This is a genomic window from Alcaligenes faecalis, assembly GCF_041521385.1.
In the GTDB taxonomy this organism is placed as follows: Bacteria; Pseudomonadota; Gammaproteobacteria; order Burkholderiales; family Burkholderiaceae_B; genus Alcaligenes; species Alcaligenes faecalis_E.
Map to the genome: position 1 here is coordinate 2,523,603 of NZ_CP168006.1, position 13,381 is coordinate 2,536,983.

The 13,381-nt window shown below is 56.8% G+C and carries 12 protein-coding genes; 9 read left to right on the plus strand and 3 right to left on the minus strand.

Annotation, left to right across the window (positions count from 1 at the left end):
• Positions 1–62 precede the first annotated feature (62 nt).
• Positions 63–1,028, plus strand: a complete 966-nt coding sequence (locus tag ACDI13_RS11265; protein WP_316989489.1) for a tripartite tricarboxylate transporter substrate binding protein — start codon at positions 63–65, stop codon at positions 1,026–1,028.
• Between the two features lie 29 nt (positions 1,029–1,057).
• Here the strand turns inward: ACDI13_RS11265 and ACDI13_RS11270 are convergent, their stop codons facing one another.
• Entirely contained in the window at positions 1,058–1,744 is a 687-nt protein-coding gene (locus ACDI13_RS11270) for a Crp/Fnr family transcriptional regulator (RefSeq protein WP_316989490.1), read from the minus strand.
• Positions 1,745–1,931: 187 nt separating this feature from the next.
• Between ACDI13_RS11270 and ACDI13_RS11275 the strand changes: the two genes are divergently transcribed.
• The 8 genes from ACDI13_RS11275 to ACDI13_RS11310 all read left to right on the plus strand — a co-directional run bounded on the left by ACDI13_RS11275 (position 1,932) and on the right by ACDI13_RS11310 (position 11,589).
• Positions 1,932–3,887, plus strand: coding sequence for an AMP-binding protein (locus ACDI13_RS11275; RefSeq protein ID WP_316989063.1), 1,956 nt, complete (start codon positions 1,932–1,934; stop codon positions 3,885–3,887).
• Positions 3,888–3,901: 14 nt separating this feature from the next.
• Positions 3,902–4,687: an ABC transporter ATP-binding protein gene (locus ACDI13_RS11280; RefSeq protein ID WP_316989064.1), complete on the plus strand. Its 786-nt coding sequence runs from the start codon at positions 3,902–3,904 to the stop codon at positions 4,685–4,687.
• Between the two features lie 11 nt (positions 4,688–4,698).
• Positions 4,699–5,628: a branched-chain amino acid ABC transporter permease gene (locus ACDI13_RS11285; RefSeq protein WP_316989389.1), complete on the plus strand. Its 930-nt coding sequence runs from the start codon at positions 4,699–4,701 to the stop codon at positions 5,626–5,628.
• Positions 5,629–5,640: 12 nt separating this feature from the next.
• Positions 5,641–6,705 carry a branched-chain amino acid ABC transporter permease gene (locus ACDI13_RS11290; RefSeq protein ID WP_316989388.1) on the plus strand — a complete coding sequence of 355 codons (1,065 nt, stop codon included), beginning with the start codon at positions 5,641–5,643 and terminating at the stop codon, positions 6,703–6,705.
• Positions 6,706–6,839: 134 nt separating this feature from the next.
• Positions 6,840–8,108, plus strand: coding sequence for an ABC transporter substrate-binding protein (locus ACDI13_RS11295; protein ID WP_372373120.1), 1,269 nt, complete (start codon positions 6,840–6,842; stop codon positions 8,106–8,108).
• A 50-nt stretch (positions 8,109–8,158) separates the two neighbouring features.
• A complete protein-coding gene (locus ACDI13_RS11300) occupies positions 8,159–8,992 on the plus strand; it encodes an ABC transporter ATP-binding protein (RefSeq protein WP_316989386.1) in 834 nt (277 codons plus the stop codon).
• A gap of 210 nt (positions 8,993–9,202) precedes the next feature.
• Entirely contained in the window at positions 9,203–10,483 is a 1,281-nt protein-coding gene (locus tag ACDI13_RS11305; RefSeq protein WP_316989385.1) for an AMP-binding protein, read from the plus strand.
• Positions 10,484–10,572: 89 nt separating this feature from the next.
• Positions 10,573–11,589 carry an amino acid ABC transporter substrate-binding protein gene (locus ACDI13_RS11310; RefSeq protein ID WP_316989384.1) on the plus strand — a complete coding sequence of 339 codons (1,017 nt, stop codon included), beginning with the start codon at positions 10,573–10,575 and terminating at the stop codon, positions 11,587–11,589.
• 263 nt (positions 11,590–11,852) lie between these two features.
• On the opposite strand, the gene ACDI13_RS11315 is transcribed toward ACDI13_RS11310, so the two are convergent.
• Both ACDI13_RS11315 and ACDI13_RS11320 read right to left on the minus strand, forming a co-directional pair.
• Complete coding sequence (locus ACDI13_RS11315; protein WP_316989383.1) at positions 11,853–12,320, minus strand: hypothetical protein; 468 nt, start codon at positions 12,318–12,320, stop codon at positions 11,853–11,855.
• Positions 12,320–13,240 carry a hydroxymethylglutaryl-CoA lyase gene (locus tag ACDI13_RS11320; RefSeq protein ID WP_316989382.1) on the minus strand — a complete coding sequence of 307 codons (921 nt, stop codon included), beginning with the start codon at positions 13,238–13,240 and terminating at the stop codon, positions 12,320–12,322. The genes ACDI13_RS11315 and ACDI13_RS11320 overlap by 1 nt, the downstream gene beginning before the upstream one ends.
• Positions 13,241–13,381: the final 141 nt, after the last annotated feature.

Here is a 13,381-nt window from a genome sequence, read left to right on the forward strand (position 1 = left end):
ATGCTTAACACTTAAAAAAACAGTGCCCTAAGCGCGCTGTTTGCATGTACGAAGGAGACATCATGCATTGGAAAAAATTGGGAGTCGGTGTGTTGCTGGGTGCCAGCCTGACAGGAACGGCCCTGGCAGCGGATTGGCCCCAGTCTGCGGTAACGTGGGTCGTGCCTTATCCCGCAGGCGGTGGTTCAGACGTGATTGCCCGTTTGGTGGCCAAACAGTTGGAAAGCAGCCTGGGCCAGACGCTGATTGTGGAAAACAAACCGGGGGCCGCTACCATCATTGGTGCCACTTATGTCAGCAATGCCAAACCGGACGGCTACACCGTGGGTACCGCTGACTCAGGCACGTTGGCATTTAACTCTTCCTTGTACAACAAGCTGCAGTACGACCCGGCGGCCTTTACGTATGTGGGGGGGCTGGCCCGTTTCCCCTTGATGCTGGCGGTGCCGCAAGAGTCTCCGTACAAAACGGTGGCGGATTTGCTTGAAGTGGCTCGCAAACAGCCTGAAAAACTGACGTCCTCGTCCGCCGGTAGTGGCTCACCCCATCATCTGGCGTTGGAAATGTTCAAGCAGCGTACCGACACCCAGATCGTGCATGTGCCTTACAAGGGTGCCGCACCCGCTATTCAGGACTTGCTGGGCGGCCAGGTGGATATGTCTTTTGTGGATTCCGCAGCAGCACTGTCCAATATCAAGGCTGGCAAATTGCGGGTTCTGGCGGTGGCCACACCCGAGCGCAGCAGCCTGTTGCCTGATGTGCCAACCATGGCTGAAGCGGGTATTGCCGACTTCTATGCCTATGCCTGGCAAGGTTTGGTGGGCCCCCCCAAGATGGACGAAGCTGCCCGTCAACATTTGAGTCAGGACTTGATGCAGGCTTTGAAAACGCCTGAACTGGACCAGCGCATTCGCGCGATGGGTGTAGAGCCCATGCCCATGACGCCCGATGAGTTCCAGGCCTATGCTCAGCGTGAACGAGCTGAATGGGCCACGGTTATCGAGCGTGCCGGTATTCGTATGGATTGACTGTGATGCGGCCGACAGTGGCCGCATAATCAGGCGGCATATTCATCGCCGTAACGTTTCAGGCCGTCCAGGTCCAGCACCTGGACGCCACCATACTTGATCAACAACAGCCCTTCGTTTTCCAGTTGACGCAGGGCCTGGTTGGCACGTTGGCGCGATACCCGCGCCAGGTAGCCGATCTCTTCCTGGGTAATGTCCAGGCGCAGACCTTTTCCGGGGTAGAGCAGCGGGTTGAACAGTTCTGCCAGACAGCGCGCCACGCGGGCATCGGGGGTAGACAGGCTGTTGTACTCTGCCTTGCCGATAAATTGCGCCACACGCTCATTGAGCTGATGCAGGAGGTAGCGGTTGAAAGCAATACTCTGGTCCAGCAAATCGTTGAAACTGTGGGCAGGCAAGCGGGCCACCTGGCTGTCGCGCAAGGCCACCACATCGTATTTACGCTCTTCGTTTTTCAGCAAAGAGCCTTCGCCAATCCAGCCACCGGCAGGCACTCCCGTCATGGAGGCAATCTTGCCTTCGGAGTTTCCCACTGACACCTTGAGCAAACCCGAAAGCACGCCTATCCAAGCAGTGGCGCGCTCTCCCTTGCGTTCGACGATGGCTCCAGCCTCGTATGCGGTGATCAGCGTGTCGCGGCGGACACGCTCTTGCAGCTCGGGCGTCAACAGGCGAAACCAGGCGGCTCGCTCGGATAAAGCATCTACAACAAGCATGAGGATTAACCCTCGATAAAGGTCGAATGTCATGTCCGTGACAATCTTCGGGACGTGCAGCCGATAACTTGATTATTAACAGGCTGCAAATAGCTTGAAGGCAAAACATCTGCCTTCTGCCGCAATCATAAGCAGCCTCCTGGACCATAACAAGCCGGGAAAATTCGGAGGAGACATGGTTGTGCGGATGGATAAAGAGCAGGTAGCGGGTTTACCCGGCACCTTCCCAGCCTGGATAGAACACCATGCCCAGGTGCGCGGCAACAAGGTTGCCATGCGCGAAAAAGACCTGGGAATCTGGCAGACCTGGACGTGGCGGGAGCTGGCTGAACAGGCCGAGCAACTGGCTGCGGGCCTGGCCGAGCTGGGAGTCAAAGACGGTCAGCACGTCGCGGTGATCGGTGAAAACCGTCCGCGCCTGTATCTGGCCATGATGGCGGCGCAAATGCTGGGCGCCGTGCCTGTGCCACTGTATCAGGATGCAGTGGCTCAGGAGATGCTGCATGTGTTGCTGGATGCCAGCATCCGTGTGGCGGTGGTCGAGGACCAGGAACAGGTCGACAAACTGCTGGAAGTGTGGGACCAGTGCCCTGATCTGAATGCGCTGATCTATGACGATCCACGCGGTTTGCGCAACTATCAGCAAGAGCAGTTGCAATACATCGAACAAGTCATGGAGCAGGGGCGCGTGCAATTGGCGCGCGATCCGGACTGTGTGCGTCGTATCTGGAAGGCCATTGCGCCTGACCATGCGGCTGCCATGTTCTACACCTCCGGCACCACCGGCAAGCCCAAGGGCGTGGTGTTGACTCACGGCGCGCTGGTCGATCGCGGCTTGGCCATTCAGGAGCTGGAGTCGCTGACCGATGCCGAGGAAGTGCTGGCTTATCTGCCTCCCGCCTGGATTGGGCAGAACATGTTTTCCTACACGCAGTTCCTGGTCACGGGTTTTACGGTGAATCACCCCGAGTCGCCCGAAACTGTGTCCATCGACCTGCACGACATTGGCCCTACCTATTACTTTGCGCCTCCCCGCGTGCTGGAAGGCTTGCTCACGCAAGTCACCATTCGGATGGAGGATGCGGGTGCCCTGAAGCGCGCCTTGTACAAGCGTTTTATGTCTCTGGCGCACCGTGTGGGTGTGCAGATTCTGGACAAGCGCCCTGGCGTGGGGATGTGGGATCGTCTGTGCTATGGCCTGGGCAATATCCTGATCTATGGACCTTTGCGTAATGCCCTGGGCATGAGCCGCGTGCGCGTGGCTTATACCGCCGGTGAAGCCATTGGTCCCGACCTGTTCGACTTTTACCGCTCTATTGGCATCAACCTCAAGCAGTTGTACGGCGCTACCGAAACCTCGGTGTTTGTCTGCGTGCAGGAAGACGGTCATGTGCGTGCCGACACCGTGGGACCACCTGTGAAAGGCGTGGAAATCCGCGTGGCCGATAACGGTGAGATCCAGGTACGCAGCCCCGGTTTGTTCAAGGAGTACTACCGCAACCCCGAGTCCACCGCCGAGTCCTTTACCGAGGACGGCTGGTACCACACAGGTGATGCGGGTTATCTGGATACCGATGGTCAGCTAAAGATCATCGACCGTGCCAAGGATGTGGGCAAATTGGCTGATGGCTCCTTGTTCGCACCCAAGTACATCGAGAACAAGCTCAAGTTCTTCCCCTTCGTCAAAGAAGCCGTGGCTTTTGGCGATGGTCAGGAGGAGGTGTGTGCCTTTATCAATATTGATCTGGAAGCGGTGGGCAACTGGGCTGAACGCCGCAATCTGCCTTATGCCGGTTACACCGATCTGGCTGGCAAACCCGAGGTCTATGCCCTGATTCGGGATTGTGTGGCGCAGGTCAATGCGGATCTGGCGAACGACCCCAAGCTGGCTGGCTCGCGTATCAGCGCCTTCCTGATTTTGCACAAAGAGCTGGACCCGGATGACGATGAACTGACCCGTACCCGCAAAGTACGTCGCGGCTTTATCGCACAAAAGTACAAGGTTCTGGTCGACGCCCTGTTCAACGGTTTGGACAGGCAGTTTGTGGAGACAGAAGTGAAGTTTGAGGATGGGCGCAGCGGTCGCATTTCGGCAGACCTGCACATTGAGCGCATGACAGACGCAGCAGCAAGGAGCGCATGATGAGTGAGGCGCAAATGCCGGGCCGTCACATTGGCCCAGTGGTACTGGATTTGAAGAATATTTCGCTGTCCTTCGGGGGGGTGAAAGCACTGACCGACATCTCGTTCAATATTCGTGAACACGAGATCCGCTCCATCATCGGCCCGAACGGTGCAGGCAAAAGCTCCATGCTGAACGTCATCAATGGCGTGTATGCACCACAACAAGGCGAGATTGTCTTGCGTGACCAGAGTTATGCCCGCATGAACTCGCGTCACACCGCTGAGCAGGGCATTGCTCGTACCTTCCAGAACCTGGCGCTGTTCAAGGGCATGAGTGTGCTGGACAACATCATGACTGGTCGCAATCTGCACATGAAAAGCGGGGTGTTTGCCCAGGCTTTCCGACTGGGCGGTGCCGAGCGTGAAGAGATTCGCAACCGTGAGTATGTAGAAGGCATCATCGATTTTCTGGAGATCCAGGCCTACCGCAAAACGCCGGTAGGACGCCTGCCTTACGGCCTGCAAAAACGGGTTGACCTGGGTCGGGCGTTGGCGATGCAACCGAGCATTCTGCTGCTTGATGAGCCCATGGCGGGCATGAACATCGAAGAAAAGCAGGATATGTGCCGCTTCATTCTGGATGTGAACGAAGAGTACGGCACCACGATTGTTTTGATTGAACACGATATGGGCGTGGTCATGGATATTTCGGACCGCGTGGTGGTCCTGGACTATGGCAAGAAAATTGGTGACGGAGTACCGGACGAAGTACGACAAAACCCGGACGTCATCCGCGCCTATCTTGGCGCTGGCCATTGAGGGGAACGGACATGGCATTTTTTCTTGAAACCTTGCTGGGCGGGCTGATGAGCGGGATGTTGTACGCCCTGGTCGCGCTGGGCTTTGTCCTGATCTTTAAAGCATCGGGTGTTTTTAACTTCGCACAGGGCGCAATGGTGCTGGTGGCCGCACTGGCCATGGCCCGCCTGTCCCAGTGGATACCGCAGATGCTGGGCATGGAGCCGGGCATCCTGGGCAATGTGCTGGCTTTCATTGTCTCGGCCATTTTGATGTTTGTGCTGGCCGTGGTCATTGAACGCTGGGTGCTGCGTTATCTGGTCAACCAGGAAGGCACGACCTTGCTGATGGCCACCATCGGTATCAGCTATTTGCTCGATGGTTTGGGCCAGATCGTGTTTGGCAGTTCCGTGTATTCCATTGATGTGGGCATGCCTAAAGACCCAGCTTTCATCCTGGAGTCCGTGTTTGAAGGTGGTGTGCTGGTCAGCCTGGAAGACTTGAGCTCTGCTGTGGTGGCGGCCTTGCTGGTTGTCGCCTTGGCCATCTTCTTCCAATACACCAACGTGGGCCGCGCCCTGCGTGCGGTGGCCGATGATCACCAGGCTGCACAGTCCATTGGTATTCCCTTGAACCGTATTTGGGTCGTGGTCTGGACGGTGGCCGGTTTGGTGGCATTGGTAGCCGGCATTATCTGGGGCTCCAAATACGGGGTGCAGTTCACCTTGTCGACCGCCGCGTTGCGCGCCTTGCCCGTGGTGATTCTGGGTGGTCTGACCTCGGTGCCCGGTGCCATTGTGGGTGGCCTGATTATCGGGGTGGGCGAGAAAGTGTCCGAGGTTTATCTGGGCCCTTATGTAGGTGGCGGCATCGAGATCTGGTTTGCTTATGTGCTGGCCCTGGTGTTCCTGCTGTTCCGACCACAAGGTCTGTTCGGCGAGAAGATTATTGATCGCGTCTGAGGTGGAGCCGATATGATTTACCGCGAAAATGGTCAGTTCAAAAGCAGCTACCGGGCTGACCAGCAGATTTTTCCCATCCGCCAGGATCGCTATGTGATGTTGGGCTTGTTGCTGGTGGCATTCCTGCTGGTGCCAGCCATGGCATCCAACTACTTCCTGCAAGCTATTCTGATCCCCTTTCTGATCCTGTCTTTGGCAGCGATTGGCCTGAATATTCTGGTGGGTTATTGCGGCCAGATTTCCATCGGTTCAGGTGCCTTCATGGCTGTGGGTGCTTACGCCGCCTGGAACTTTGGTGTCCGTATTCCGGAATTGCCACTGGTGTTTCAGATCCTGTTGGGCGGCGTGTTTGCCACCCTGGTGGGTGTGGCCTTCGGTATTCCCAGCTTGCGTATTCGTGGCTTGTATCTGGCTGTCACGACCTTGGCCGCACAGTTTTTTGTGGACTGGGCATTTCTGCGAATTGCCTTCTTCACGAACTACTCGCCCTCGGGCAATGTGTCGGTGCCAGCCTTGAGCGCGTTTGGCTTGCCGGTTCAAACTCCCATGCAAAAGTACTTGTTTGTACTGATCTTTGTGGTGGTGTTTGCCTTGCTGGCCAAGAATCTGGTGCGTGGCGCAATTGGTCGTCAATGGATGGCGATTCGTGACATGGACGTGGCCGCTGAAGTGATTGGTATCCGTCCGGTCTACGCCAAGCTCACGGCCTTTGCGGTCAGTTCCTTCATCATCGGTGTGGCCGGTGCCTTGTGGGCCTTTGTACACCTGGGTTCCTGGGAGCCGCTGGCTTTTGACCTGACTCGCTCTTTGCAACTGCTGTTCATTGTCATCATCGGCGGTCTGGGCTCGATTGTGGGCAGCTTCTTTGGTGCCGCTTTCATGGTCTTGCTGCCTGTGCTTCTGACCAACGTGCCGCACTGGTTTGGTATGTCCATCGGCGTGGATACCGCCTCGCACATTGAGCACATGGTGTTCGGTGCCTTGATCGTATTTTTCTTGATTGTGGAGCCGCATGGTTTGGCTCGACTCTGGAGTATTGGTAAGGAAAAGCTGCGTTTGTGGCCCTTCCCCCATTAGTAGGTAGGCAGTTTATTACAACAACAGCCCCGCCAATCGGGACGGGGTACTTAGACAAATGGTACTTATCGGAGGACCAGGAGATGACAACACGACTGAAACGCGCTGTACTCGGTTTGAGTGCTTGCGCTGCAATGTTGACCATGAGTACAGCCGCTTTGGCAGCCGAGGAACAGTACATTCCACTGCTGACCTACCGCACTGGCTCCTTTGCCCCACTGGGAATTCCATGGGCGGATGGCAAGCTGGACTATCTGGCTTTGGTCAATGAACGTGACGGCGGTGTCAATGGCGTCAAGCTGGCATACGAGGAGTGTGAAACGGCGTATGCCACGGACCGCGGCGTAGAGTGCTACGAGCGCATGAAAGGCAAGAGTGGTGGTGCTTCGGGTTTTGATACCCAGTCCACCGGTATTACTTTTGCCCTGACCGATAAGGCCATTGTGGATGGCATCCCTATTGAAACCATGGGCTACGGTCTGTCGCATTCGGCTAACGGTGCCGTGTTCGAGTGGAACTTCCCCTTGCTGGGTACCTACTGGACCGCTGCCGACGTCATGATCCAGGACATCACCAAGCAAGTGGGCGAAGACAAGCTGAAAGATCAGCGTATTGCCCTGATCTACCACGATTCGCCCTACGGTAAAGAGCCTATCGCCCTGTTGCAGGCACGAGCCAAGGAACAAGGCTTCAAGCTGGACCTGTATCCGGTGACTGCTCCTGGCGTGGAACAGAAATCCACCTGGCTGCAAGTGCGTAAAAACCGTCCTGACTTTGTGTTGTTGTGGAGTGCCGGGATCATGACGCCTACCGCCATCCGTGAGGCGCAGGCCGTGGGTTACCCACGCGACAAGATCTATGGCATTTGGTGGGCGGCTTCCGAGAGCGATGTGGTCGATCTGGGTCAGACCGCCAAGGGCTACAAGGGCATCACTATCCACAACAGCGCGGCAGATGGTCCAGTCCATGACGCCGTGCGCGAGATGCATGCCAAAGGCAAAGGCGCTGAAAACGGAGACAAGTACGTTGGCACGCTGGCACATACTCGCGGCATGATGATTTCCATGATGCAGGTTGAGGCGATTCGTACTGCTCAAGAGAAGTTCGGTAAAGGTCAGCACATGACGCCCGAACAAGTGCGCTGGGGCTTCGAGAACCTGAACCTGGATGAAGCACGTCTGAAAGAGCTGGGCTTTGAAGGCATCATGCGTCCCGTTAAAACCTCGTGCAGCAACCACATGGGTGATGACTGGGCCCGTATCGTGCAGTGGGACGGCGGCAAGTTTGAAGTTGTGTCCGACTGGTATCAGTCTGACAAGAAGTATGTCGATCCTTTAGTCAAGGAAATGTCGGCCAAATACGCCGCTGAGAAGAAAATTACGCCTCGCACCTGCGAAGGCTAAACCCAGGCGCCCAGGGTTCGCCCTGGGCACTGCATTGCGTGGGGAAGATTATGAGTGAGACCGTAGGCCAAGTGGATGAGGCGCCCATCTTGTTGGACGTCAATGGCATCGAAGTGATTTACAACCATGTCATTCTGGTACTCAAGGGCGTGTCCTTGCGTGTGCCGGAAGGGCGGATTGTTGCCTTGCTGGGCGCCAACGGTGCCGGTAAAACCACGACCTTGCGGGCCGTATCGAACTTGCTGCGCGCCGAGCGCGGCGATGTGACCAAAGGCCAGATCCAACTGCGTGGCGAACGTATTGATCAACTGACTCCGGCTGATCTGGTCAAGCGCGGCGTTGTGCAGGTGATGGAAGGGCGCCACTGTTTTGCGCACTTGAGCATTGAAGAAAACTTGCTGACCGGGGCCTATACCCGTTCCTTGTCACGTGGGGACGTCAGTGCCGAGCTGGACAAGGTGTACCAGTATTTTCCGCGTCTAAAGCAGCGCCGTACCAGTCAGGCCGGCTATACCTCGGGCGGGGAGCAGCAAATGTGTGCCATTGGCCGCGCCTTGATGGCCGACCCCAGCATGATCTTGCTGGACGAGCCTTCCATGGGGCTGGCACCGCAGGTGGTGGAAGAGATTTTCGAGATTGTGCGTGACTTGAATCAGCGCGAGCGAGTCAGTTTCTTGCTGGCCGAGCAAAACACCAACGTGGCCCTGAAGTATGCCGACTATGGCTACATCCTGGAAAACGGCCGAGTCATGATGGATGGTCCCTCCCAGGCCTTGGCGGAGAACGAAGACGTCAAGGAGTTCTATCTGGGCGTGTCCGGGGGCGAGCGCAAGAGCTTTCGAGACAATAAATTTTATCGACGACGAAAGCGTTGGCTGGCTTAACCCTCAAGGATTTTCACGATATCAGCAGGCCATTGATCGGGATGCACACAAGGTGCCGCCCTGACCCCTTTTGACATTTTTAGTTTTGGGCAGCTTCTGGCTACACGGGGTGTGGTAGCACAGCCTGGTATCGACACGCGTCTGTTTGTGAGCAGGAAGTCGGCTGGGCGCGGGAGTGTTTGAATGCCAATTCATCCCACTGGAGGAGAGATGAGCGAATATTACGACGAGCGTGAAACCCTGGAACCGGACGAGCGTGAGGCTGATTTACTGTCCCGTTTGCCGCAGGTGTTGCAAGCGGCTGCAAAAGGGGCGCCTGCTATTGCCAGGCAACTGGACTCGGTGGATCTGGCCGCTGTGCGCAGCCGCGAGGATCTGCTGGCCATTCCGGTGTTTCGTAAAAGCGAGCTGCTGAAAGCCCAACTGGAGGCTCGTGAGCAGGCTCGCGCTGGTGTGCCGTCGGCTGAGTATGCGCAGTCCGTGTTCGGAGGCTTTTCCTCCATTGCCTGGGGGGCTGCTCGCAAAGTGTTTGCTTCGCCCGGCCCCATGTACGAGCCCGAAAGCCGTCGCCCGGACTATTGGGGTTTTGCGCGGGCCTTGTATGCAGCGGGTTTTCGCCGTGAAGAACTGATTTTCAACTGCTTTTCCTATCACTTCACGCCGGCCGGTTCCATGATGGAAACCGCCGCGCATGCGCTGGATTGCACGGTGTTTCCGGGTGGTGTGGGTCAAACCGAACAGCAAGTGCAGGCGATGGCCGATTTGCGCCCGCATGGTTACACCGGCACACCCAGTTTCTTGAAAATCATCATGGAAAAAGCCCAGTCCATGCAGATTGCGCTGCCGGGATTGACCAAGGCCTTGTTCTCGGGCGAAGCCTACCCGCCTTCCTTGCAAAAGTGGTTCAGCGAGCACGGCGTGGCCGGTTATCAAGCCTACGGCAGTGCTGATCTGGGCATGATTGCCTACGAAACTCAGGCCCGTGAAGGCTTGGTGCTTAACGAAAACCTGATTCTGGAAATTGTGCGTCCGGGCACCGGCCAGCCCGTAGAGCCTGGTGAAGTGGGCGAAGTGGTGGTGACGTCTTTTAACCCTGACTATCCGCTGGTACGTTTCGGAACGGGGGACTTGTCCGCTGTCATGCCCGGCCAGTCTCCCTGCGGTCGTACTAACCAGCGTATTCGTGGATGGATGGGCCGTGCGGATCAGACGACCAAGGTGCGCGGCATGTTTGTGCATCCGGGGCAGGTGGAGCAGATTCGCCTGCGTCACAAGGAGCTGGGTCAGGCTCGCTTGGTGGTACGGGGTGCCAGTGGTCAGGATCAGATGGTGTTTCAGGTGGAGGTCACCTCCAGGCCTGAGGGGCTGGAAAGTGCGTTGGCCGACTCGATCCGTGAAATCACCAAACTGCGTGCACAGGTGGAGTTTGTGGAGCCAGGCGCCTTGCCTCGGGATGGTAAAGTCATCGAGGATCAACGCAGCTACGATTAATTAGCCATGTAGATATGCACACAAGTAGCAGTCGGGCTGCGGTACTATGCTGGAAAATAGTCAATACTTATATCTTTGAGGAGAGCCCGATGCGCTTTGTGCCAGTTTCTGCTGTAGTCCTGGCCTTGATGGCCAGCATGCCTGCTGCCCAGGCCGCCACCCTGGACAATGTCAAACAGCGCGGCCACGTGCTGTGTGGCGTGACCACCGGCTTTGCCGGTTTTTCTGCCCCTGATGACAAGGGTAACTGGACCGGTCTGGATATCGACGTATGTCGTTCGGTCGCCGCTGCCACTCTGGGCGACGCCAGCAAATTCAAGGCCGTACCCTTGAACTCGCAGCAGCGCTTTACGGCTTTGCAGTCGGGTGAAATTGACTTGCTGGCCCGTAACACCACCGTGACCCAGCAGCGCGATACCGCGGTCGGCGCTATCCATGCAGGCATCAACTTCTACGACGGCCAGGGTTTCCTGGTGTCCAAGAAACTGGGCGTTTCCAGCGCCAAGGAATTGAACGGCGCCACGGTTTGCATGCAGACAGGCACGTCCAACGAAAACACCATGGCTGACTGGGCTCGCGCCAACAAGGTTGAGTACAAGCCTGTGGTGATCGAACAGTTCAACGAAGTGGTCAACGCCTTCGTGGCTGGCCGCTGTGACGTGTTCTCTACCGATGCATCGGGCCTGGCTTCGATTCGTATCTCCAAAATGGAAAATCCGGACGACTACCTGGTGCTGCCTGAAATCATTTCCAAAGAGCCACTGGGCCCATTCGTCCGTCAGGGTGATGATGCCTGGCTGAACATTGTGAAATGGTCCATCCAGGCCAGCTTCAACGCTGAAGAACTGGATGTGACAGCGGCCAATGTGGACGAGAAGCTCAAGAGCAACAACCCCAATATCCAGCGTTTGCTGGGCGTGACGCCTGGTGCCGGCAAGAATCTGGGTCTGGACGAGAAATGGGCGTACAACATCATCAAGCAAGTCGGTAACTACGGTGAATCCTTCGAGCGCAACGTGGGTAAAGGTAGCCCGCTGCAAATCGAACGCGGCCTGAACGCCTTGTGGATGGATGGCGGCCTGATCTACGGTCTGCCTATTCGCTAAGCCTGTCAGGACTCGCGATAAAAAAAAGCAGCTCTCTGTGGGGAGCTGCTTTTTTATTGACGGATCGATCTGGGGGCGATGACGTTGATGTGTTTTTTGTCCCCTGGTGATGTGGGCTGCCTTGAGCCGTTGGTGTATGTATCGCCGTGTATTGGAGTACGACGATAGATAGTCTGCCTAACGGCAACGTACGGTTTTCGGATAGGAGACGTTCAGGATAGCTTGCCCCAATACGCTAAATGGTACGGGACAAGCTCGGAGACTTAGCTCTTGCGGCGTAATACCAGCGAAATCTTGGCAAAAGCCACTTGCAGGTCCTGCGTGGCGCCTTGAAAAATCACAGGGCGACCACGCCGGGTAAAGCAGATCAGGCGCTTGGAGTTGAACAGCGGCACGAATTTGGCAAAGTGGATATCCTGCCATTGCACTTCCCGCTTCATGATCCAGTTCTGGCGTATGCCATTCTGGTCAATCGTGGTGATGCCATGCCACATATGCCAGGCAATCAGAATCAGGCCGGTAAACAGCAGAACCAAGCTGCCTGCCAGTATCGGACTGATGGCGGCGCCTTGTGGGGAGCTGGCTACCAGCGCGAAACGTACACCGATCAGGGCCAACACAATCCAGGCACCGGCCGCCACCCATTTGGGCCAGGAGCGGCCTTGAATGGGAAGCGAACCCAGATCCTTTAACAGGGCGTCAATGTCCTCTTTCGAGGGGGCTTGGCTCATCAGCACGCGGCGGCCCCTTGTTTGCGGGCTGCCAGGGCGTTACCGGCATTGCTGGCCGATTTGCGCTTCAAATGAGCCGAAATCCATTGCCCTGTGTCCACCACGGCGTTCAGATCAATGCCGGTTTCAATATCCAGACCTTGCATCAGAAACAATACGTCCTCGGTAGCGACGTTGCCGGTTGCGCCTTTGGCATAGGGGCAGCCGCCCAGCCCGGCCACAGAGCTGTGGAAAATATGAATGCCGGCCTGCATGGCGGCCACAATATTGGCGATGGCCTGGCCGTAGGTGTCGTGAAAGTGGCCGGACACATGAATGGGGTCAATGTGCTCGGTCACCATGCGCATGACGTCGTAGACCTGACGGGCCGTGCCGACACCGATGGTGTCGGCCACGTCGATCTCGTCACAGCCCAGCTCGATCAGGCGTTTGCCTACGTTCAATACATTCGACGGGGCTACAGCACCTTCATAGGGGCAGCCGAACGAGCAACTGATGGAGCCGCGCAGGCGCATACCGGCTTGTTTGGCAGCTTGCGCGACGGGGGCAAAGCGTTCCAGCGATTCTTCAATGCTGCAATTGATATTGCGCTGCGAAAATGCTTCGCTGGCAGCGGCGAAGATCACCACTTCGTCGGCCTTGGCAGCCAGGGCGCCTTCAAAACCACGCATATTGGGTGTCAGAACGGAATAGATTGTGCCGGGGCGACGGTCAATGGAAGCCATCACTTCCGCGCCGTCTGCCATTTGTGGCACCCATTTGGGCGATACAAAGGAAGCGGCTTCCACGTTCACAAAACCGGCGTGGGACAAGCGGTTGACCAGCTCGACCTTGATGTCGGTAGGGATGAATTCTTTTTCGTTCTGCAGGCCGTCCCGAGGGCCGACCTCCACAATCTTGACGCGCGAGGGGTATGACATGAAGTTTCCTGAAGGTAAGGGGCTGGGCCTGGAGGCCTTTACGTATTCGTCATGATACCTCTTGAAGGCCAGGGCTGGCCCCCTAGGAACAGCCCTATAAGCAGGCAATGTGGCAGGGGTTTCGATGGAACTGAGCAGGCC

Bases quoted from the DNA above. Each gene is read 5' to 3' on its own strand.
- ACDI13_RS11310 (WP_316989384.1), top strand. From the start codon at position 10,573: ATGCGCTTTGTGCCAGTTTCTGCTGTAGTCCTGGCCTTGATGGCCAGC.
- ACDI13_RS11280 (WP_316989064.1), top strand. From the start codon at position 3,902: ATGCCGGGCCGTCACATTGGCCCAGTGGTACTGGATTTGAAGAATATT.
- ACDI13_RS11300 (WP_316989386.1), top strand. From the start codon at position 8,159: ATGAGTGAGACCGTAGGCCAAGTGGATGAGGCGCCCATCTTGTTGGAC.
- ACDI13_RS11315 (WP_316989383.1), bottom strand. From the start codon at position 12,320: ATGAGCCAAGCCCCCTCGAAAGAGGACATTGACGCCCTGTTAAAGGAT.
- ACDI13_RS11295 (WP_372373120.1), top strand. From the start codon at position 6,840: ATGTTGACCATGAGTACAGCCGCTTTGGCAGCCGAGGAACAGTACATT.
- ACDI13_RS11265 (WP_316989489.1), top strand. From the start codon at position 63: ATGCATTGGAAAAAATTGGGAGTCGGTGTGTTGCTGGGTGCCAGCCTG.
- ACDI13_RS11270 (WP_316989490.1), bottom strand. From the start codon at position 1,744: ATGCTTGTTGTAGATGCTTTATCCGAGCGAGCCGCCTGGTTTCGCCTG.
- ACDI13_RS11285 (WP_316989389.1), top strand. From the start codon at position 4,699: ATGGCATTTTTTCTTGAAACCTTGCTGGGCGGGCTGATGAGCGGGATG.
- ACDI13_RS11305 (WP_316989385.1), top strand. From the start codon at position 9,203: ATGAGCGAATATTACGACGAGCGTGAAACCCTGGAACCGGACGAGCGT.
- ACDI13_RS11320 (WP_316989382.1), bottom strand. From the start codon at position 13,240: ATGTCATACCCCTCGCGCGTCAAGATTGTGGAGGTCGGCCCTCGGGAC.
- ACDI13_RS11290 (WP_316989388.1), top strand. From the start codon at position 5,641: ATGATTTACCGCGAAAATGGTCAGTTCAAAAGCAGCTACCGGGCTGAC.
- ACDI13_RS11275 (WP_316989063.1), top strand. From the start codon at position 1,932: ATGGATAAAGAGCAGGTAGCGGGTTTACCCGGCACCTTCCCAGCCTGG.